Here is a 22,821-nt window from a genome sequence, read left to right as displayed (position 1 = left end):
AAATACACTGATGGAGACAGTATAAAAGCAATGAGCTGCAAAGCGAATCAGGAATTGGTGAGAGCCTGATGCAGAGATGTTTTTAGAAAATCACTCCGGAGTATCCATTATGAATAACAGTAGTAATGGACGATTTATTCCCGTTACGAATATCGAGTGAATTTAAAAGTAATTTTTAAGTTTATAAGGGTGGTACCGCGAGTCTTCTCGTCCCTTTTGGGATGCTGAAGACTTTTTTTGTACCTATTTTTAAAAAATGTATAGCAGGAGGAAATAAAAATGGATTATAAAGATACATTATTAATGCCAAAAACAGATTTTCCAATGCGAGGAAATTTGCCTAATAAAGAGCCAAAACGGCAGGAACAGTGGGAAGAAAACAACCTTTATCAAAAAGGTCTAGAACGGACAAAAGGGAGACCATTATTTATTTTGCATGATGGGCCTCCATATGCAAATGGTGATTTGCACATTGGCCATGCGCTTAATAAAATTTTAAAAGATTTTATTACCCGCTATAAATCCATGACAGGCTACCATGCTCCGTATATTCCGGGCTGGGATACACATGGGCTGCCAATTGAAACAGCTTTAACCAAAAAGAAAAAGGTGAAGCGCAAAGAAATGAGTACAGCTGAGTTTAGAAAATTATGTGCAGACTATGCATTAGAACAAATTGATAATCAGCGAACTCAATTCAAAGCACTAGGTGTTCGCGGTGATTGGGATAATCCATATATCACATTAACAAAGGATTATGAAGCTGCTCAAATAAAAGTATTTGGTGAGATGGCTAAAAAAGGCTATATCTACAAAGGTTTAAAACCAGTGTATTGGTCACCGTCTTCTGAATCAGCGTTGGCTGAAGCAGAAATTGAATATCATGATAAACGCTCACCTTCCATTTATGTAGCATTTGAGGTTACTGATGGTAAAGGATTGCTTGAAGGCGGAGAAAAAATCATAATCTGGACAACAACACCATGGACAATTCCGGCAAATCTGGGGATCAGTTTTCATCCTGATTTAAAATATGCAGTTGTTGAAGTCAATGATCAAAAATATGTGGTTGCAAATGCGCTGCTTGAATCTGTTGCTGAAGAACTTGAGTGGAATGATCCTAAAGTTGTCAAAACCTTTAAAGGACAGGAAGCAGATAAAATTGTTGCCAAACATCCTTTTTATGATCGCGACTCTTTGGTCATGCTTGGTGAGCATGTAACAACTGAGGCCGGTACTGGCTGTGTTCATACTGCTCCAGGACACGGGGAGGATGACTTTGTTGTTGGAAAATCCTATGGCATTGAACCTCTTTCTCCTGTTGATGACCGTGGGTATTTTACTAGTGAAGCTCCAGGTTTCGAAGGGTTATTTTATGATGCGGCAAATAAAGCTATCACAGAAAAGCTTGATGAGAGTGGAGCATTGCTAAAATTATCATTTATTACTCACTCTTACCCGCATGACTGGCGTACGAAAAAACCAACCATCTTCCGTGCAACATCCCAGTGGTTTGCATCCATCAAGGATTTCCGTCAGGATATTCTAGGTGAAATCAAACGAATTAATTGGCATCCAACATGGGGAGAAACAAGACTTTATAATATGGTTCGCGATCGTGAAGACTGGTGTATTTCACGCCAGCGTGCATGGGGTGTTCCAATTCCTGTATTTTATGGGGAGGATGGCACACCGATTATTACTGATAAAACGATTGAACATGTCTCAGCTCTTTTTGCTGAGTACGGTTCCAATGTATGGTTTGAAAGAGAAGCAAAAGATTTGCTGCCTGATGGATTTACTTCAGAGCATAGTCCGAATGGCAAGTTTACAAAAGAAACCGATATTATGGATGTATGGTTTGATTCCGGTTCCTCCCATGAAGCAGTCCTGTGTAACAGAGAGGATCATAAACGTCCTGCAGATGTATATCTGGAAGGAAGTGATCAGTATCGCGGCTGGTTTAACTCATCTCTTTCCACAGCGGTTGCAGTAACTGGAAAAGCACCATATGAAAATATTATAAGTCATGGCTTTGTCCTTGACGGCAATGGTCGGAAAATGAGTAAATCTTTAGGAAACGTTATGGTTCCAGCAAAGGTGCAAAAACAGCTAGGCTCAGATATTCTGCGTTTGTGGGTATCGTCTGTGGATTATCAGGCAGATGTTCGTATTTCCAATGATATCTTAAAGCAGACTTCGGAAGCATATCGTAAAATTCGTAATACATTCCGTTTTATGCTTGCGAATCTGGCAGACTTTGATCCGAAAGCAGACAGTGTACCTGAACAGGAAATGGAAGAAGTAGATCGTTACATGCTTCATCGCTTACAGCAAGTGGTTAAAGATGTTCGGGAAAGTTATGAGCAATTTGAATACTCACCAATTTTCCATCAGATCCATAACTTCTGTGCTGTTGATTTAAGCTCATTCTATCTGGACTTTGCAAAAGATGTATTATATATTGAGGCAAAAGATAATAAGCGTCGTCGAAGCATTCAAACAGGTTATTATGAAACGTTAACAACACTGGTAAAATTACTGACACCAATCATCCCGCATACGATGGATGAAGTATGGGAATATATCCCAGGTACAGAAGCGGAAAGTGTTCAATTGACTGATATACCTGAACCAAGGAAAATTGTTGATTTGGATGAAGAAAAATGGGATCATTTCATGAATGTCCGCAACGATATATATAAGGCTTTGGAAGAGGCAAGAAATGAAAAAATTATTGGTAAATCACTGGAAGCTAAAATTGTCATTGTTCCAAAAGATGAACAAACAAAAGATGTTTTAACTTCCATGGATCACCTGCATCAGTATTTAATTGTTTCTGAGGCTGCAGTAAGTGACGGCAGTACAGCTGCAAAGGAATACAAATATGCAGATGTTGCAGTCGAAAAACATCCTGGAGAAAAATGCGAACGCTGCTGGGTTGCATCAGAAACCGTCGGGGAAGATACTGATCATCCTGAATTATGCTCGCGTTGTGCCGAAGTAGTGAAAGAGAATTATACTGCATAAACATTTGAAATACTCCTCGTGGTTGAGGAGTATTTTTTTGCAGAATTATTTAATCTTAATGTTACGCTTATTTTGTATACTTTGCTGCTTTTTTAATGCACGTAGTTGATGGAAAATGCGAACTAAAATCGGCGATGATAATTCCATCGGCTGCTCAGGAAATATAACCATACTTCTGGAATCATATCAGCCATCCACCGAAATAGCCTCTATGTGACCAGTGGCTATTTGTTTCTAGCTCTTTGGGTTTAGAGAAGTACTCTATGTGCCCGGTGGCTACTTATTTCGTGTTGTTTGGGCTCAGAGAGACGCTCTATGTGCCCGGTAGCTACCTGTTTCTTGTTGTTTGGGCTTAGAGAGGCGCTCTATGTGCCCGGTGGCTACTTGTTTCTTGTTGTTTGGGCTTAGAGAAGAGCTCTATGTGCCCGGTAGCTACCTGTTCCTTGTTGTTTGGGCTTAGAGAGGCGCTCTATGTGATCAATGGCTATTGTTTTCTAGTGTTGGGCTCAGAGAAGTACCCCCAAATCCTGATAATCAGTTCAACCCGCGAAACATCCCTTCGAAGTTAAAATCAACAGGGCAGTTAGGTCGCATTCTATAGATTTTGTGTCAAAACAACAAATTATTTCGATGGGAAGTATGAAGTACAGTTCCAATTCTTTTTGGTGGAGCTAGCAGTGCGCAGTCCCAATCTTTTAGAATGGTGACTTAGATTTTTTAACGATAAAAATTGATAATCTCCTATTAAAAGTTTATGATTAATAAGACGAAAATGAAATCGGGGGAAAAAGGATGTATTGGTATTACATAATTGCAGTGGTAATTATTGCAATTGATCAGCTTAGTAAATGGACGATTATAAAAACAATGGAGCTTGGAGAACAAATTACAGTAATTGAAGATTTCTTTTACCTGACCTCCCATAGAAATACCGGTGCAGCATGGGGGATATTAGAAGGACAGATGATGTTTTTCTATATAGTAACCGTGGTAGTAGTTATTGGTGTTGTGTATTACATGCAAAAATATGCCAAAGGAAACAAGCTGCTTGCGATATCATTAAGCTTTATTCTTGGGGGAGCAATCGGAAATTTCATCGACAGGCTCTTCCGAAAAGAGGTAGTTGATTTTTTTGATTTTATAATAATTAATTATGACTTTCCCATATTTAACATCGCCGATTCGGCATTAGTGGTAGGTGTATCCCTTATTATCATAGCCACCATTATTGATGAAATAAAGACAAAGAAAGGAAAAGCTGACAAATGACATCATTTCATCATATCGTGACAGAAGAACAGACAAAAACGCGGCTGGACAAGCTATTGACTGAAATCAATCCTGATAGATCCCGGTCCCAGGTTCAGGGGTGGATTGCGAAGGAGCACGTTACAGTAAATGGCAATCTGGAAAAGGCGAATTATAAATGCCTCCCATGTGATGAGGTAAAATGGTCAATTCCGGAAGTTGAGCCTTTGGATATCACAGCGGAGAATATACCATTGGATATTTACTATGAGGATCTAGATGTATTGGTTGTAAATAAACCAAAAGGAATGGTTGTGCATCCTTCAGCAGGCCATCAAAGTGAAACCCTTGTTAATGCGCTATTACATCATTGTGATGATCTTTCAGGAATAAATGGGGTGGAACGACCAGGTATCGTTCATCGCATTGATAAGGATACAAGCGGATTACTGATTGTGGCCAAAAATGACCAAGCACATAACAGTTTAGCTGAACAATTATCCGAAAAGAAAATAAAACGGAAATACGTAGCAATCGTGCATGGGGAAATCCCGCATGAAACAGGAATGGTTGATGCTCCGATTGGACGTGACCCCAAGGACAGGCAGAAAATGGGTGTTGTTGATAATGGAAAACCAGCTGTAACCCATTTTCGCGTATTAAAAAGCTACCCCGATTATACGTATGTGGAATGCCAATTAGAAACCGGCAGAACACATCAGATACGTGTCCATATGAAGTATATTGGCTATCCGATAGTTGGTGACCCAAAATACGGGCCGCGTAAAACGATGGACCTGAATGGACAGGCATTACATGCAAAGGTCTTAGGCTTCGCACACCCATCAACAAATGAATGGATGGAATTTGATTCAGAGGAACCTGACTATTTTAAAGAGACTCTAGCATATATTGATAAAATGTATTGACAGATGAAACTGAATTTGAAATAATAAGGCTAACAATTAAATGACCCTTTAATCTAGTCCAGAGAGGCTAAAAGGAACCGGAATATGTTGTAGTGATACGTCTATTCAAGTCCCTTTTTTCCTCATGGAGAAAAGGGATTTTTTAGCAGTTTGGAGTGTAAAGGCTATGCAGAAGAAAACGGAAATACTTGATCATCCGGCAATTAATCGTGCATTGACAAGAATTGCACATGAAATTGTTGAAAAAAATAAAGGTGGTAAAGATCTTGTACTGGTTGGAATAAAAACCAGAGGAGTGCCACTGACCAAACGACTTCAGGAAAAAATAAAAAAAATAGAAGAAGTAGAAGTTCCCATCGGCGAATTGGATATTACGCTTTACCGGGATGACTTAGAGAAAAATAACGGGCTTGATGATCCTCAGTTAAAAGCTACAAATATTAACGTAGATGTTACCGGAAAAAAAGTAATTCTTCTCGATGATGTTCTTTACACAGGAAGAACAGTCAGAGCAGCCATGGATGCCGTTATGGATATCGGCAGACCCTCCCAGATTCAACTTGGGGTTCTAGTAGACCGCGGACATCGGGAATTGCCGATTCGTGCAGACTACGTTGGGAAAAATATCCCGACATCTGATAAAGAAATCATTGTTGTCCAATTACAGGAGATTGATGAAATGGATCAAGTATCCATCTATGAAAAATAAACAGGAAAACCTTTAATTAAATCCAGAGAGATTTACAAGGTTGCTATTCGGAAAATACGTGTATGTCTTACTGCACGTATACCTCCCTGCAGCCTTATGCAGGGAGGTTTTTTATTACAATGAAGAAAAATTGCGGTTAAAAAACTATCAAGGAGGCAGGAAAGCATGCGACATTTTATTTCTGTAAACCAGCTTTCGGAAAGCGAAATATTTTCCATAATGAAAACGGCTGAATACTATCAGAATAATAACTTTCAATTTAATAGACAATTATTTGCAGCAAATCTATTTTTTGAGCCAAGCACTCGGACAAAAAATAGCTTCACCGTTGCAGAAAAAAAACTGGGACTGGAAATATTGGATTTTCATTCAGAGGCCTCCAGTACACAAAAAGGGGAAACATTGTACGATACGGTTAAAACATTTGAATCCATCGGTGCTGATCTAGTTGTCATCCGTCATGAAGCGGATGCATGGATTGAAGAACTTGATTCAAAAGTAAATGTACCAATTATCAATGCAGGTGCCGGGAAAAAAGAGCATCCAACTCAATGTTTGCTTGATTTGCTTACCATTTATCAGGAATATAATCGCTTTAAAGGATTGAAGGTCGTAATTGCAGGTGACATAAAACATAGTCGTGTAGCTCATTCAAATGCCATGGTGCTTAAAAAAATGGGTGCAACTGTTTACCTGAGTGCTGCTCCGGGATATGTGGATGAAACAATGGATTTCCCTTACATCTCAATGGATGAAGCCGCAGAAACCTGTGATGTTGTCATGCTCCTGCGCATCCAGCATGAAAGGCATGATGGGCAGCTGACAGGCACTGAAAATTACCTTGCGAATTACGGATTAACAAAGGAACGTGAAAAACGAATGAGGCCGCATGCTATTATTCTTCACCCTGCTCCTGTTAACCGGGGCGTTGAAATAGATTCTGATTTGGTAGAATGCGAACGATCGAGAATCTTTAAACAAATGTCCAATGGTGTTTATATAAGGATGGCAATCATATCTAAAATACTAAACGAGTGGGGGATTCGAAATGAAACAGCTTTTGAAAAACGCAAAACGCTTGCTGCCAACTAATAAAATGGAAAAATGTGAAGTACTTATAAACGAAAATAAAATAATAAAAATAGCTTCTGTTATTTCATCAGAAGCAGATGAAGTGATTGATTGTAATGGGAATCTGCTTTTACCGGGATTCATTGATGTTCATATTCATTTACGTGAGCCAGGCGGTGAACATAAGGAGACTATACAAACTGGTACAAAAGCAGCTGCCCGAGGGGGATATACAACTGTTTGTTCCATGCCAAATACGAATCCGGTTCCTGATAATGCAGCAACAGTAAAAGCACTTTTTGAAAAGATAAATCAAGATGCAGTTGTGCGTGTTCTGCCTTATGCCGCGATTACAAAAGGCCTGAAGGGTGAAGAACTGACAAATATTTCCGAGCTTGCTGAAAGTGGGATATTTGCATTTACCGATGACGGTGTTGGGATTCAAACTGCTGACTTTATGCTTCGCGCAATGAAGGAAGCTGCTGCATCGGGAAAGGCAATTGTAGCACACTGCGAAGATAATTCAATCGTGTACGGTGGCGTAGCGCATGATGGAAAGGTCAGTGAGCTGCTTGATCTGCCAGGCATTCCCTCATTGAGCGAATCCGTACAGATAGCAAGAGATGTATTATTGGCTGAAGCAGCAGGTTGTCATTACCACGTCTGTCATGTGAGTACAAAAGAATCTGTCCGGGTAATACGCGACGCAAAGAGAGCCGGAATAAATGTAACAGCAGAGGTTACACCGCACCATTTATTAATGAATGAAGAGGATATTACTGAAAATGATGCAAATTTCAAAATGAATCCGCCACTAAGGGCTAAGGAAGACCAGGAAGCTCTGATGGAAGGTTTGCTTGATGGAACAATTGATTTCATCGCAACAGATCATGCACCACATGCTGAGAATGAAAAGAATCAAGGATTTCTAAACGCCCCATTTGGCATTGTCGGATTGGAAACAGCATTTCCATTGCTGTATACAAATCTTGTATTAAAAAATAAAATCACTCTCCATCAATTAGTTGACTGGATGACAGTCAGACCAGCACAAGTTTTTAATTTACCGTTTGGTAGATTGGAAGAAGGGGCAATTGCTGATATTACATTGGTTAATTTGGAAAAAGAATCAGTAATTGATAAAGAAAGCTTTTATTCAAAAGGAAAAAACACACCTTTTCATGACTGGAATATCACAGGCTTGCCTGTAATGACAATCGCAGAAGGCAAAGTAGTTTACAAGGAGGATTACAATAAATATGCGGCAATTAATTCTTGAAAATGGAACAGTATTTACCGGGGAAGGGTTTGGAAGCAATCAAACAATAACCGGAGAATTAGTTTTTAACACTGGAATGACTGGCTATCAGGAGGTTATAACCAATCCTTCCAATTGCGGAAAAATAGTCATGATGACATACCCGCTCATAGGCAACTATGGAATAAACAGAGATGACTTTGAAACGGTAACCCCATCTATTCATGGATTTATTGTAAAAGAAACGGCCGAATATCCTTCCAATTTTCGAAATGAAGAAAGTCTTGACAGCTATTTAAAAGCAAATAATATACCGGGTATATCGGGAATTGATACAAGAAAGCTGACAAAAATTATCCGCAGCTATGGAAGCATGAATGCAATGATTGCCGATGAAGGAGAACCATTGGAAGAAATAGCAAAGATCTTGCGGAATCTTCCGGTTAAAACAGATTTGGTAAAACAGGTATCTGCTGTTAAGCCATATGTTGTTCCTGGACGTGGCAAACGGATTGTCCTGGTTGACTTTGGAATGAAGCACGGAATTCTCAGGGAGTTAACCAAAAGGAACTGTCACGTTACCGTTGTTCCATACAACTATAGTGCAGAAAGTATTTTAAGATTAAAGCCTGATGGAATTATGCTTACAAATGGCCCGGGGGATCCAAAGGATGTACCGGAGGCTATCGAAATGATTCGAACCGTTTTAGGGAAAGTTCCTGTATTTGGTGTTTGCTTAGGGCATCAGCTTCTGGCATTGGCATGTGGAGCAGATACTGAAAAAATGAAATTTGGACAAAGTGGGGGCAATTATCCGGTAAAAGATATCCGGACAGACAAATCTTATCTTACATCACAAAACCATAGCTATACAGTAATAAAGGATTCACTTATCAATACAGATCTTGAATTAATTCAGCAGTCATTAAATGATGGCAGCGTACAAGGAATAAACCATAAAAAATTCGCGGCATTTTCCGTACAGTACCATCCGGAAAGCTCACCAGGGCCGGAGGATACGAATTATCTTTTTGATGACTTTTTACACATGATTAAACAAACACAAAAAGAAAAAGAGGTGCAGGTAAATGCCTAAAAATACAGCTATTGAGAAAATCCTTGTCATTGGATCAGGTCCAATTATTATCGGGCAAGCTGCAGAATTCGACTACTCTGGTACACAAGCATGTCAGGCATTGATGGAAGAAGGTTATAATGTTGTGCTGGCAAACTCCAACCCGGCTACAATCATGACAGACCAGACTGTAGCAGACAAGGTTTATATGGAGCCATTAACCGTGGAATTTTTAACAAAGATTATTCGAAAAGAACAGCCTGATGCGCTGCTGCCAACACTTGGGGGGCAAACTGGTCTTAATCTGGCAGTCGCACTTGAGCAAACAGGCATTCTTGAGGAATATAATGTAGATCTATTAGGAACCTCCCTAACTGCTATTCAAAAAGCTGAAGACCGTGAAAAGTTCAGAGATCTTATGAATGAGTTGAATGAGCCTGTACCTGACAGCCAAATTGTTAACTCCGTACAGGAAGCATGTGATTTTGCAGATGAAATAGGTTATCCGCTGATAGTCCGGCCGGCATATACCCTTGGTGGTACAGGTGGCGGCATGTGCTATACGGAAGAAGAATTAAGGACGATTACTGCAAGCGGGTTATCACTTTCTCCAGTCAAGCAATGCCTGATAGAGAAAAATATTGCAGGATATAAGGAAATTGAATATGAAGTGATGCGTGATAAAAAGGATCAGGCCATTGTTGTTTGTAATATGGAAAATGTTGATCCGGTAGGAATTCATACAGGGGATTCCATAGTTGTAGCCCCAACACAGACATTAAGTGATCGCGAAGCCCAGATGCTGCGAAATGCATCACTTAAAATTATCCGTGCACTTGAGATTGAGGGTGGGTGCAATGTCCAGCTTGCTCTGGACCCAAACAGCTTCAATTATTATATTATCGAAGTAAACCCGCGGGTTAGCAGGTCTTCAGCATTGGCATCAAAGGCAACAGGATATCCAATAGCTAAAATGGCAGCCAAAATTGCTGTTGGTTTAACATTGGATGAAATAATTAACCCAATTACCGGCACAACCTATGCTCTGTTTGAGCCAACATTGGATTATGTAGTAACAAAACTCCCACGTTTTCCGTTTGATAAATTCGTTACAGGTGACCGCAGTCTTGGAACACAGATGAAGGCAACAGGGGAAATTATGTCGATTGGACGAAATTTTGAAGAGTCACTGCTGAAAGGTATTCGTTCACTCGACATAGGCACAGAAGAGCTTTGGTTAAATAATCTTGGAGAACAATCTGATGAAGATCTGGTAGAACGCATGAAAAAAGCCGATGATGAAAGAGTTTTCATTTTAGCAGAAGCCTTGCGCAGAGGAATGCCCGTTGATCATTTGTTTAATCTGACAAAAATTGACCGCTTCTTCTTGATGAAATTTAAGAAGCTTATTCAATTGGAAAAAGAGTTGATCGATAATAAATTTTCCATTGAATTGTTAATACAAGCGAAAGCGGCAGGCATGCCTGATTCACAGCTTGCCAGACTTTGGAATGTTTCTATAGATGAAATATATGAACTGAGAAATAAAGAAAATATTCATCCGGTATTTAAAATGGTTGATACATGTGCTGCAGAATTTGAATCAGAAACACCTTACTTTTACAGTACATACGAAGAAGAAAATGAATCTGTTGCAACTGATCGTAAAAAAATTCTGGTATTAGGCTCAGGTCCAATCCGTATCGGTCAGGGTATTGAATTCGATTATGCAACAGTTCATTCGGTACTTGCCATTAAAGAAATGGGCTATGAAGCGATTATTATGAATAATAATCCGGAAACTGTTTCAACAGATTTCAGTATTTCCGACAAGCTTTATTTTGAACCGCTGACACTGGAAGATGTCATGCATGTGGTTGAATTAGAGAAACCAGAGGGGGTCATCGTTCAATTTGGCGGACAAACTGCAATCAATCTAGCATCAGGTCTTCAGCGCAGAGGTGTTAAAATATTAGGTACAGAACTTGAAGCAATTGACCGTGCTGAAGATCGCGATAAATTTGAAGTTTTGTTAGAGGAGTTAAACTTACTGCGTCCAAAAGGAAAAGCTGTTCTTAATCTTGATGAAGCAATCAATGTTGCTAGCGGGATTGGTTATCCTGTATTGGTTCGCCCGTCCTATGTAATAGGCGGGAGCAGAATGGAAATTGTGTATGATGATGAAGAATTGCATGCATATCTGGCAAAATCAAATAACACAGATAATGAACATCCTATATTAATAGATAAATATATCACTGGAATTGAAGTGGAAGTGGATGCAATCAGTGATGGGGAAACAACAATCGTACCTGGAATTATGGAACATATTGAGCGTTCAGGAGTCCACTCAGGGGATTCCATTGCGGTTTACCCTCCACAAAGAATCAGTGAAAATGTAAAACAGAAATGTATGGATGCAGCAGAACTTATTTCGAACGCATTACATGTGAAAGGTTTAATCAATATTCAGTTCATCATTCGGAATGATGATGTATATGTACTGGAAGTAAACCCAAGAGCAAGCCGGACGATTCCATTCCTGAGCAAGATAACAGGTGTAACGATGGCGAATATTGCTACGAAATGTATTTTAGGTACAAAGCTGGCAAATCTAGGCTATCAAACTGGTATATTACCTGAGAACAAGGATGTATCTGTGAAAATCCCTGTATTTTCATTTGAAAAATTAAGAAGTGTTGATACAATTCTCGGTCCGGAAATGAAATCCACCGGGGAAGCTATCGGCCATGACAAGACATTGGAAAAAGCTTTGTACAAAGGGTTAGTAGCTTCAGGATTATCGATTCCCCAGGAAGGTGCTGTTCTTCTAACTGTTGCTGACAAAGATAAAGAAGAAGTACTGGAAATTGCAGACCGTTTTCACCAGCTGGGCTTCCAGCTGTATGCAACGAAGGGAACTGCTGCATATGTAAGAAAATCAGGAATACCAGTAACCGAAGTAGCAAAAATTGGATCCTCTGAGCCAAATGTGCTTTCTGTTATTGAAAATGGAAATGTGCAATTTGTAGTGAATACGCTGAATTCAGGGAAGAAGCCAAGATCAGATGGTTTTAAAATCCGCAGAGAAACAGTGGAGCACGGAATAGCCTGCCTGACAAATCTGGACACAGCAAATGCAATTTTAAATGTAATTGATTCAACTACATTCAGTGCAAAAGCAATGACAAATAAAAAGGCAGTTGTTCAATAATGAAAAATGAAAAAATGCAAATAATGTCTGTGAACTCCGTAGCACTGGATACGATTGAAATGGTGCTTAAAAACAGCTATATCAGCCAAACAGCAGTACCAGGACAATTTCTTCATGTTGGTGTGGATGGACATACGCTCAGAAGGCCAATATCCATAGCGGATGTAAATAAACAAGAAGAATCTGTAACAATTCTATTTAAAATAATTGGTTCAGGTACCAGACATCTATCAAGCTATCAAGCTGGAATGATATTGAATGTACTTGGACCAAATGGGAATGGCTTTCCAATTCAAGATGATGCAACTGTCCTTCTTATCGGTGGCGGTATTGGTGTTCCACCACTGTACAATCTTGGTAAAACATTAGCTGAACGAGGAACAAAGATTATTTCAATACTAGGATTTCAAACAGCTGACAGCGTCTTTTATGAGCAAAAGTTCCGGAATCTTGGTGAAACGTATATCGTTACAAATGACGGGACCTATGGATATGAAGGGTATGTTACAGACGTTCTTGAATTAACAGATGATTTTGACCGGTATTATTCTTGTGGCCCAGTGCCAATGCTTGAGGCAATTACTGCAGCTCTGAAGCATAAACAAGGTTTTATATCACTGGAAGAACGAATGGGCTGCGGCGTTGGCGCTTGCTTTGCCTGTGTAATCCCTACGGATACCCAAGGCGGCTACAAAAAAATCTGTAAAGACGGTCCGGTATTCTCTGCACAGGAGGTAATGCTATGACAAATTTAGCTGTTAATTTGCCAGGATTGCAATTGAAAAATCCAGTGATGCCAGCTTCCGGATGTTTTGGGTTCGGCCGTGAGTACAGTGAGTTTTACGATCTGGGAAAACTCGGAGCAGTGATCATGAAGGCTGCTACTGGAAGTGAGCGTTTTGGAAATCATGTTCCGCGTGTTGCTGAAACGTCTTCTGGAATGCTCAATGCTATTGGTCTGCAAAACCCTGGTGTGGAAAAGATTATCGAAACAGAGGTGCCATTTCTGGCAGACTATGATACGAAGCTAATTGCAAATGTCGCTGGAAGTACAATAGAAGAATATGAATTGGTTGCTAAAACCTTTAATCAGACCAATCAGGTTCATGCACTTGAATTAAACATTTCCTGTCCCAATGTTAAAGAAGGCGGAAGTCAATTCGGAACAGATCCGTTCATGGCAGCAAAGGTAACTGAAAGGGTAAAACAAGCCAATAATCTGCCTGTCTATGTCAAACTTTCGCCAAATGTTTCTGATATTATTACAATGGCAAAGGCGGTGGAAGCTGCTGGTGCTGATGGATTGTCTATGATTAACACATTAGCAGGAATGCAGATACACTTACCAAGCAAACGTCCATTATTAGCAAATAAAACAGGAGGTTTATCCGGTCCAGCGGTTAAACCAATTGCGATTCGAATGATTTATGAGGTTAAACAGCATGTCTCTATCCCAATTATCGGTATGGGCGGGATTTCGAATGCTGAGGATGTGCTGGAGTTTTTATTGGCGGGTGCAAATGCGGTTGCTGTCGGAACAGCAAATTTCCAGAATCCATTTATCTGTCCGGAAATTATTGATGAGTTACCAGGTGTATTAAACAAATACGGCTTTGGTTCCGTTCAGGATGCCGTAGGAAAGGGGATTGTTGAATGAGTAAATCTATTTATATTGCACTCGATTTTCCTACATGGGAAGAATCCAGGCAATTTCTTTCTGAGAATGGATTGCATGAAATACCAGTAAAGGTAGGCATGGAATTATTTTACAGAGAAGGTCCCCGGGTAATTGAAAACCTTAAAGAAAACAATCATCCAGTCTTTCTTGACTTAAAACTGCATGATATTCCAACAACCGTGATGAAGGCAATGAGCAATCTTGCAAATTTAGAAGTGGATATGGTAAATGTCCATGCACTGGGCGGAAGCGAAATGATTAAAAGGGCAAAAGAAGGACTGGAAAGTGGTTCAAACAGCAGCCATCAGACAAAGCTCATTGCTGTAACCATATTAACATCCATGGATAACGAGACAATGAATCAGGAAATATTATTACCGGGTGAACTGGAGAAAAACACAGTTCACTTTGCGAACCTGGCTAAACAAAGTGGAGCAGATGGAGTTGTCTGTTCGGTACATGAAGCTCAGAAAATTAAAGACGCATGCGGGATAGCATTTTCAACAGTAACACCTGGTATCCGACTGCAGCAATCAGGAAATGATGATCAGAAACGAGTGGCTACACCTGGGTTTGCACGGAAAAATGGAGCAGATTTTCTGGTGATTGGAAGAAGTATCACAAAAGCGGAAAATCCATATGAAGCATATCAGCAGGCAGTGAAGGAGTGGGAAACAGATGGGATTATCAAGTGATCTTTCAAGAGATTTGTTAAAAATAAAGGCTGTACAAATTAATCCAAGTCAAGAAAACTACTTTACCTGGACCTCCGGCATCAAATCACCAATCTATTGTGATAACAGACTTACGATGTCTTATCCGGAGATTCGTAAAAAAATAACTTCCGCATTTGTTGAGATTATCAACGAAATGGATGAAAAGCCAGAGGTTATTGCAGGCTGTGCAACTGCTGGCATTCCACACGCAGCATGGCTGGCTGACAGCTTGAGTTTACCTATGGTATATGTCCGTTCAAAGCCAAAAGGCCACGGGAAAGGCAATCAGATTGAAGGGGAATTTGCTGAAAATGCTCGTGTTCTTGTGATTGAAGATCTTATATCAACTGGAGGTTCATCCATTGCCTCCGCTGAAGCTTTACAAATGGAAGGTGCAAACGTGTTAGGTGTTTTGGCGATTTTTACGTATGGTCTGAAGAAATCTATCCAGCAATTTTCTGGCATAAATATTCCATTTCAAACCATTACAAGTTTTGACCAGTTAATTGATGCTTTAGTTGAAGATGGCAAAATCAGCAATCAGGAAAAAAGTGAATTATTAGCATGGAGAAATGACCTTTGAAAAAGGGTCATTTCGTTAATTTTGTTGCTTTTTAAACTTTGCAGTTGATGTAAACTACGCCATAACTTTAAATGGTAATTGAGCCGCCGCTGCGGAAATACACTTCGCTTTCCCGCAGGAGTCTTAGCGTATTTCCTCCGCTAGTATTCAGGTTACTACCGATGAACTGTATTATCATTAAATATACAAACATCAAACCACTAACCAGTTCGGGTGAGCGAAGGGCGGTGACTCCTGCGGGAATAGCACGAGTCCGAAGACCCCGCAGAGTGGTTTTCTCGAGGAGGCTGAGGCCGTGCCCGCGGAAAGCATCCGCCCGTAGCGATCCCGGACGGCGATTATAGAAAATACTTATAGCCAATAGTTATTATGTCACAGTCTATAGATTTCTTGTCAAAAACAACTATTTTATAGAAAACAGCCTTAACAAAAGAGTCATTTCTTTTTACATAGAACCATCCATTCATCAATGGTGAAAGATTGAATAATGTTGTTTTCAATTTGTATATTGAAATAATTTTTTATTTCGTTTGATGCATTTAATATAAATTTGCTAATTTTTACTTTATCTTCTTCATAATCCAATGTTCTGTTTATCCATTCCTCAAATGGCAGTGTTTTCTTTCTTTCTTGGTTATCAGTGATGATTAAATTATTCTCATTTAAAAGCTTTTTCCATTCAGAAATTTTAAGTGAGCGTACATGGCTGTAATCCCGCTCTTTTTCCAGTTTGTTAATAAAGTTACTATAAAGTGGGTTTTCGGAAGCGATATTATCAATTAGCAGAAATTCCCCATCGTACTTTAGAACACGTTGTACTTCGCTAATGAATTTTTCCGGATTCGGGAAATGATGTGCAGCAATTCTGCAGGTTATAGTATCAAAGGTATGGTCCAGAAAGGGTAAGTTTTCTGCATCTGCAATGATATAATCTATATTCTTATAAAGCGATAAATGAGAAGCAGTGTTTTCCAGCATATCTTTTGTTAAATCAGCAGCAATTACCCTTTCTACATACGGTGATAACCGCTTAGCAACATGACCACCACCTGTTGCTATATCAAGAACCGTCATATTTGGCTCTGGGCTCAACCATTTTATTAATAAAGGCAGGTCACTACCGTTGGAATGGGTACTGCTTGATACATATTTTTCTTTACTTTTTGAAAATACTTCTTGAACATGATCTTTCTCCTTCATAATCGTATCTCCCTTCTTAATAATATACTATGTTTATTAATGCAATAAGTAAAATACTATTATATAATTGAAAGTAATAACAATTACTTATCTGAATAGAGGAAAAATTATAATGAAAATAGATGACTATGAATTATTATTAAAATTGAATGAAATTGGAACAATTCGTGGAACAGCAAAAGCGATATTAATTTCACAGCCGGCAGTTACACAGCGTCTTAAATATATTGAGGAATATTTTGGTCAAGATATTTTTATTCGTACACCGAAACAGTTGCGTCTGACTCCAAGTGGTGAAATGATTTTAGAGCATGCAAGAGCAGTTTGCCTGAGAGAAGAGGCAATAAAAAATAAAATTGCTGAGTCTAGCAAAGAGGTGCAGGGCACCTTATCCATTGCCTGTTCTTCGTTGGTAAGCCAGCGTTTTCTTCCGGCGATTTTAGGGGAGTTTACCTCAGATTTCCCAAAAGTTGCCATCGACCTGGTGACAGGAATTAGTGAAGACATTAAACGGAATCATAAAAATTATCATGTTTGTATCATTCGAGGAGAAAAGCTGAAGGAAAGCACAAGCATCCGATTGTTTGATGATCCTTTATACATTTTTGATACTGAGCCATTTCCTGAAGGTCAATTAAAAGAACGTCCGCTGATCTCATTCAGTAGTGATGACAGTATGCATGAGCTTGTGGATAACTGGCTATATCATCATCAAGATGAGATAAAACCATTAAGGACAATTACGGTTGACCAAATTGAGACATGCAAGCAGTTTATGAAACAGGGAATAGGAATGGCAGTACTGCCTGAAAGTGTTTCCGATTCCATGAAAGAAGAGTACCCTCATATTCCCCTAAAGCTTGAGAATCAACTGGTAACAAGAGATACCTGGGTTTGTTTTCAGGAAGGTGCAAGGAAACTCCCGCAGGTTGATCAATTTATCCAAGTTTTAACAAACCGGACCTTTCTTTAATGTTTAGATCTGTTTTATTTGGGAAGACCAAAAGCAGGACATACTTTAAAGGAGTGTTATGATGAGTGAAGTTCTGTTTACTTCAAAAGCAACAGCGAAAAATGGGCGAGAAGGCCATGTTAAATCAGATGACGGGCTGATTGATCTGAATCTGGTGAATCGTGCAGCAAACAAAAAAGATAAAGGTTCCAACCCTGAACAACTTTTTGCCGCTGGTTATGCCGCTTGTTATGATGGAGCATTAAGCCATGTTGCGGGTGAGCAAAATAAGAAGATTGACTCTGAGACTACTGCAGAAGTTAGTTTCATGAAAGATCCAGAAGATAATGGGTTTAAGATTGGTGTTACATTAAACATCAATATCGAAGGAGTCAGCCCGGAGGAAGCGGAAGAACTGGCAGAAGCTGCACATCAATTTTGCCCTTACTCGAAAGCAACAAGAGGAAATATAGAAGTAAAACTGAATCCAAAGGCGGTTTAAATAATATAGCGGATGATATTGTCAGTACTACGACATTATCATCCGCTTCTTCTTTATTTCTTTTTTAGCAGTTCGGTCAGTTTTTTGTCTGGTGTAACAAATAATGTTTTCTGATTATCATAAATAACAAAACCCGGTTTCGCCCCATTCGGTTTTTTTACATGGCGGACCTTCGTATAGTCAACTGGAACAGCAGAGGAGGCTTGTGATTTGCTGAAATATGCTGCGATCTTAGCAGCCTCAGCCAATGTTTCCTCACTCGGATTCTTAGAACGGATAATTACATGGGAACCAGGTATATCCTTTGTATGAAGCCATATATCGTCACGATGGGCAAGCTTTGTTGTTACATATTCATTTTGTTTGTTGTTTTTACCTACAAATATTGGTGTGCCATCTGTAGCTATGTATTCTTCAGGTACAGGTTTTTTTGGTTTATTTTTCAGTTTTCCTTTTTTTGATTGCTTCTTTAAGTACCCTTCCTCGCGAAGTTCCTGACGAATCTCTTCTATATCCTCAACACTTGCAACATCTATTTGCTGCATTAACTGTTCCAAATAATTAATTTCCTCTTGTGTTTTCATTATCTCTTTTTCAATAACCCGTTTTGATGTCTTTAATTTTTGATAGGTTTTATAGAACCCCTGTGCATTCTCGCTTGGAGATTTATGCGTATTTAATTCAATTGTTAACTCATTTTGCTCCGGATCATAATAATCGAGAACCGTTACAGATGAATCTCCCTGTTTCACCAGATGCATATGTGCAGTAAGCAATTCACCGAGTTTTTGAAAACGCTCAGCACCCTCAGCTTTTTTTATAGTTTTCTTATGCTTTTTCATCTTCCGCTCATTTTTATCTCTTTCATTTTTTAGAAAACGGTATAAATCCTTTGCTTGCTGCTTTACACGATCCCGTTCTGCTTTTCCTGAATAGAACTGATCCAGCATCGAATTTGTTGCTGAAAATAGTTCTTTATCTCCTATAAAGGATGTAATTGTAAGTACATGAAAATCTTCCTTATGGTTCTGGTAAATAGCCGGGGTAAACTGTTTGTTGTTTAGCTGATCCTGAATTTCAAGAAATTTCTTCATATAGAAATCGGGAGATCCAAGATTCGCACGGCTTACAAGTTCTTTTGCGATAAATGGTGAGAAACCGACCAGCATACTGACAATCTGAGTGTCGATTTTACCAGCATTAAAGTCTAGTTTTTTTATAAATGATTCTCCATCAATCTCAAGCGGATTTAACTTATCCTGCATTGGAGGGAGTTTATAATCATGACCGGGCATTATGGTGCGATACCGGTTCTGGGATACAGATACATGCTTTAAGCTGTCGATGATATGTCCTTTTTCTTTATCTATCAGCATTACATTACTATGCTTACCCATTAACTCAATCACTAAAGTTTTATAAGTTGTATCACCTATCTCATTTCTCGTTTTAATAGAGAATGTTACGATTCTTTCCATCCCGTGTTGTTCAATCTGTTCAATCACAGCCCCTGATAGATGCTTGCGCAGTACCATACAAAACATGGGAGGCTCTTTTGGATTTGTGTATTTATCCTCAGTCAAGTGAAATCGGGCATACGTTGGGTGAATTGATAATAATAATGTATGATTTTTCCCCTGGCTGCGTATGGTGAAAACCAGCTCTGTCTCTGTTGGCTGATAAATTTTTGTTATTTTTCCCGGGATTAGTTCTTCTTTTATTTCCTCAGTTACTGCTCGTGTAACAATACCATCAAATGGCATTAGAATCACCTCATGCGCAATTATAGCATTTTTTTGGACTAGACTGCATAGATTTTCATAAGAAGTATAAAAGAGGATTTTACAAACGTAATGGAAAAGCAGCTAATTTGGAGGAATGCGCAGATGAGATGGTATCAATTAGATGTAGACCGTGTCGAACAAAAGCTACATGTAACAACAAACAGAGGACTTACTTCAAAACAGGTAGATGAGCGCCGGAAGCAATATGGCCAAAACGTTCTAGAAAGTCAAAAAAACATATCCAAGTGGCTGATATTTTTAAAGCAATTTCAGGATTTTATGGTCCTGGTACTGCTTGCGGCAACATTAATTGCTGGTCTCCTGGGAGAGTTTATTGATGCAATAGCAATCATGGTCATTGTGCTGGTAAATGGTTTCATCGGTTTTTTTCAGGAACAGAAGGCTGAGAAATCATTGGACAAACTTAAAGAACTATCTGCACCAATGGCAACGGTGCTCAGGGAGGAAAGATGGGAAAAAATACTTTCAAAGGAAGTTGTTGTTGGCGATATTATAAAAGTTTCAAGTGGTGACCGTGTTCCTGCAGATATCCGGATTGTAAAATCTAACAGTATGGAAACAGAGGAATCAGCACTTACAGGAGAATCACTGCCTGTGATGAAACATGCTACAGCAATAGTTACAGATAGTCTTGATGCACAGGATCAGATCAATATGGGCTTTATGGGAACATTAGTGACTAGGGGATCCGGTGTCGGAATTGTAGTTGGAACAGGTATGAATACCGTTATGGGACAAATTGCATCACTGATGGTAAGCACGAAAAAAGCAATTACACCATTGGAACGCAAACTGGCAGAGCTTGGAAAAATTTTAATAGCTGTTGCCTTATTTTTAACAGCTGTGGTTGTAGCACTAGGGGTCCTTCAGGGTCATCCGATATACAATATGTTTCTTGCAGGGGTTTCCCTTGCAGTAGCAGCAATACCTGAGGGGCTGCCTGCTATCGTGACAGTTGCCCTTTCGTTAGGTGTACAGCGCATGATAAGAAAAAAAGCAATCGTTCGAAAATTATCAGCTGTTGAAACCTTAGGCTGTGCTTCTGTAATCTGCTCGGATAAGACAGGAACAATGACCGAAAACCAAATGACAGTTAAAGAGATTTACCTCAACGGAGAGCATTTGTATGTGACAGGTGATGGGTATGACATACGGGGTGATTACTTTCTAAATAAGGAAAAAGTGGATCCAAGTCTGCCAAATCTGGAGTCGATGCTTTTATATGGCATGCTTTGCAATAACGCCTCACTGAATGTGAAAAAAGGAAAATACTATATAGATGGTGACCCGACAGACGGTGCGCTTCTAGTTGCAGCAAGGAAAATTGGATTAAAGGCAGTAACTGGTAAAAAATTTCAAGTAATTAAAGAGCTTCCATTTGATTCTGATCGAAAACGTATGAGTGTAATAGTGGAAGATGAAAATAATATGCGATTTATGATAACAAAAGGAGCTCCGGATGTGCTTCTGCCAAGATCCTCCTATTTTATTGACACGAATGGAAGGAAACTGCTGAAGGAAAATGATAAGAATGAATTTAATCAGGCAATTAACAGCATGGCAGATAAAGCACTTAGAACAATAGCAATCGGAATGAAACCAATCTCCAGGGATGTGCCTCTTGATTCAGCTTTTCTGGAAAAAGATTTAACAATTATCGGATTATTCGGAATGATAGATCCACCCAGAAAAGAAGTCAAATCCGCCATTGAGGAATGCAGACAAGCTGGAATTAAAACCGTTATGATTACAGGAGATCATGTGAAGACTGCAAGGGCGATTGCGAAAAATTTAAACCTGCTTCCAGAAAATGGACTGGTTGTAGAGGGTTATCAATTAAATCAAATGTCCATGAATGAACTTGAAGATGTTATTGAGGATACTTATGTATTCGCCAGAGTAACCCCTGAACATAAACTGAAAATCGTAAAAGCATTTCAGGAAAAGGGGCATATTGTGGCAATGACCGGGGATGGTGTCAATGATGCTCCGGCAATAAAGGCAAGCGATATCGGGATCAGTATGGGGATTAATGGAACGGATGTAACGAAAGAGGCTTCCTCCTTAATTTTAATGGATGATAATTTCGCAACAATTAAATCAGCTATTCAGGAAGGAAGAAATATATATGAAAATATCCGGAAATTTATCAGGTATTTACTCGCCTCCAATGTCGGAGAAATACTGGTTATGCTGTTTGCAATGCTTTTGGCACTTCCATTGCCTTTGGTACCTGTACAGATATTATGGGTGAATCTGGTTACAGATGGTCTTCCTGCAATGGCGCTGGGACTGGATAAATCTGAGGGTGATGTAATGAAAAGAAGTCCCAGGAACCCAAGAGAAGGTGTGTTTGCCAGGGGACTGGGCTATAAAATTATCAGCCGGGGAATCTTGATTGGTATTGTAACATTGATTGCCTTTATGGTTACTTATCAAAATAATCCCGACAACCTGATTTATGGACAAACTGTAGCATTCACCACTTTAGTAATGGCACAGTTAATACATGTTTTTGACTGTCGCAGTGAACATTCAATATTTTCAAGAAATCCTTTTGAGAATGTGTATCTGTTATTAGCTGTAATTTCTTCCTTGCTGCTATTATTGGTTGTTATTTACTGGGAGCCATTGCAGCCGATTTTCCATACAACGTTTTTAGGTGTAAGAGATTGGATGCTTATCATTGCAATGAGCGCATTGCCAACTGTACTGTTTGGTTTCACAAAAAAATAAAATTTGCAGACCCGAAATATAGTTCAATCGTATTTCGGGTTTTCTATTTTGCCAAAACATTGATATAATAAGATATTGTGGTAATTATTTAACTGTACGTATTGGATGTGAACAA

The 22,821-nt window shown here is 39.2% G+C and carries 17 protein-coding genes and 1 other annotated feature (1 of these 18 running past the window's edge); of the genes, 15 read left to right on the top strand and 2 right to left on the bottom strand.

Annotation, left to right across the window (positions count from 1 at the left end; all coding sequences use genetic code 11):
* Nucleotides 1-218 (top strand) — a binding site (T-box leader); it begins 2 nt to the left of the window's first position.
* Nucleotides 219-279: 61 nt separating this feature from the next.
* From ileS to pyrE, 12 genes are all read left to right on the top strand, one after another.
* Complete coding sequence (gene ileS / locus CIL03_RS04400) at nt 280-3,030, top strand: isoleucine--tRNA ligase (RefSeq protein ID WP_094883988.1); 2,751 nt, start codon at nt 280-282, stop codon at nt 3,028-3,030.
* 792 nt (nt 3,031-3,822) lie between these two features.
* The gene (lspA, locus tag CIL03_RS04395; protein WP_094883987.1) at nt 3,823-4,299 is read left to right on the top strand and encodes a signal peptidase II; all 477 of its coding nucleotides are present in this window, start codon (nt 3,823-3,825) and stop codon (nt 4,297-4,299) included.
* Nucleotides 4,296-5,207, top strand: coding sequence for an RluA family pseudouridine synthase (locus CIL03_RS04390; protein ID WP_094883986.1), 912 nt, complete (start codon nt 4,296-4,298; stop codon nt 5,205-5,207). Before lspA ends, CIL03_RS04390 begins: the two co-directional genes overlap by 4 nt.
* Before the next feature lie 166 nt (nt 5,208-5,373).
* Nucleotides 5,374-5,916: a bifunctional pyr operon transcriptional regulator/uracil phosphoribosyltransferase PyrR gene (gene pyrR / locus CIL03_RS04385; RefSeq protein WP_094883985.1), complete on the top strand. Its 543-nt coding sequence runs from the start codon at nt 5,374-5,376 to the stop codon at nt 5,914-5,916.
* A 165-nt stretch (nt 5,917-6,081) separates the two neighbouring features.
* Entirely contained in the window at nt 6,082-7,008 is a 927-nt protein-coding gene (locus tag CIL03_RS04380; RefSeq protein ID WP_094883984.1) for an aspartate carbamoyltransferase catalytic subunit, read from the top strand.
* Nucleotides 6,965-8,266 (top strand): dihydroorotase, encoded by a 1,302-nt coding sequence (locus CIL03_RS04375; RefSeq protein WP_094883983.1) that lies wholly within the window; start codon nt 6,965-6,967, stop codon nt 8,264-8,266. The genes CIL03_RS04380 and CIL03_RS04375 overlap by 44 nt, the downstream gene beginning before the upstream one ends.
* Nucleotides 8,247-9,341 (top strand): carbamoyl phosphate synthase small subunit, encoded by a 1,095-nt coding sequence (locus tag CIL03_RS04370; RefSeq protein WP_206207663.1) that lies wholly within the window; start codon nt 8,247-8,249, stop codon nt 9,339-9,341. The genes CIL03_RS04375 and CIL03_RS04370 overlap by 20 nt, the downstream gene beginning before the upstream one ends.
* Entirely contained in the window at nt 9,334-12,534 is a 3,201-nt protein-coding gene (gene carB / locus CIL03_RS04365; protein ID WP_094883981.1) for a carbamoyl-phosphate synthase large subunit, read from the top strand. Before CIL03_RS04370 ends, carB begins: the two co-directional genes overlap by 8 nt.
* Entirely contained in the window at nt 12,534-13,280 is a 747-nt protein-coding gene (locus CIL03_RS04360; protein WP_338061871.1) for a dihydroorotate dehydrogenase electron transfer subunit, read from the top strand. The genes carB and CIL03_RS04360 overlap by 1 nt, the downstream gene beginning before the upstream one ends.
* Nucleotides 13,277-14,191, top strand: coding sequence for a dihydroorotate dehydrogenase (locus CIL03_RS04355; protein ID WP_094883979.1), 915 nt, complete (start codon nt 13,277-13,279; stop codon nt 14,189-14,191). Before CIL03_RS04360 ends, CIL03_RS04355 begins: the two co-directional genes overlap by 4 nt.
* Nucleotides 14,188-14,907, top strand: a complete 720-nt coding sequence (gene pyrF / locus CIL03_RS04350) for an orotidine-5'-phosphate decarboxylase (protein ID WP_094883978.1) — start codon at nt 14,188-14,190, stop codon at nt 14,905-14,907. The genes CIL03_RS04355 and pyrF overlap by 4 nt, the downstream gene beginning before the upstream one ends.
* Entirely contained in the window at nt 14,891-15,511 is a 621-nt protein-coding gene (pyrE, locus tag CIL03_RS04345; RefSeq protein ID WP_094883977.1) for an orotate phosphoribosyltransferase, read from the top strand. The genes pyrF and pyrE overlap by 17 nt, the downstream gene beginning before the upstream one ends.
* A gap of 435 nt (nt 15,512-15,946) precedes the next feature.
* On the opposite strand, the gene CIL03_RS04340 is transcribed toward pyrE, so the two are convergent.
* Complete coding sequence (locus CIL03_RS04340) at nt 15,947-16,711, bottom strand: class I SAM-dependent methyltransferase (protein ID WP_094883976.1); 765 nt, start codon at nt 16,709-16,711, stop codon at nt 15,947-15,949.
* Between the two features lie 112 nt (nt 16,712-16,823).
* Between CIL03_RS04340 and CIL03_RS04335 the strand changes: the two genes are divergently transcribed.
* The gene (locus tag CIL03_RS04335; protein WP_094883975.1) at nt 16,824-17,684 is read left to right on the top strand and encodes a LysR family transcriptional regulator; all 861 of its coding nucleotides are present in this window, start codon (nt 16,824-16,826) and stop codon (nt 17,682-17,684) included.
* 61 nt (nt 17,685-17,745) lie between these two features.
* The gene (locus CIL03_RS04330) at nt 17,746-18,165 is read left to right on the top strand and encodes an organic hydroperoxide resistance protein (RefSeq protein ID WP_094883974.1); all 420 of its coding nucleotides are present in this window, start codon (nt 17,746-17,748) and stop codon (nt 18,163-18,165) included.
* 53 nt (nt 18,166-18,218) lie between these two features.
* Here CIL03_RS04330 and CIL03_RS04325 read toward each other — a convergent pair whose 3' ends face one another.
* Complete coding sequence (locus CIL03_RS04325) at nt 18,219-19,928, bottom strand: Rqc2 family fibronectin-binding protein (protein ID WP_094883973.1); 1,710 nt, start codon at nt 19,926-19,928, stop codon at nt 18,219-18,221.
* A 123-nt stretch (nt 19,929-20,051) separates the two neighbouring features.
* Here CIL03_RS04325 and CIL03_RS04320 point away from each other — a divergent pair, with 123 nt between their 5' ends.
* Nucleotides 20,052-22,706 (top strand): cation-translocating P-type ATPase, encoded by a 2,655-nt coding sequence (locus tag CIL03_RS04320; RefSeq protein WP_094883972.1) that lies wholly within the window; start codon nt 20,052-20,054, stop codon nt 22,704-22,706.
* Nucleotides 22,707-22,821 lie beyond the last annotated feature (115 nt).

This window comes from Virgibacillus indicus, from assembly GCF_002266285.1.
Taxonomy (GTDB): domain Bacteria; phylum Bacillota; class Bacilli; order Bacillales; family Amphibacillaceae; genus Virgibacillus_K; species Virgibacillus_K indicus.
The sequence above is the reverse complement of the archived record's forward strand: the minus strand, read 5'-3'. Positions and strand labels throughout refer to the sequence as shown.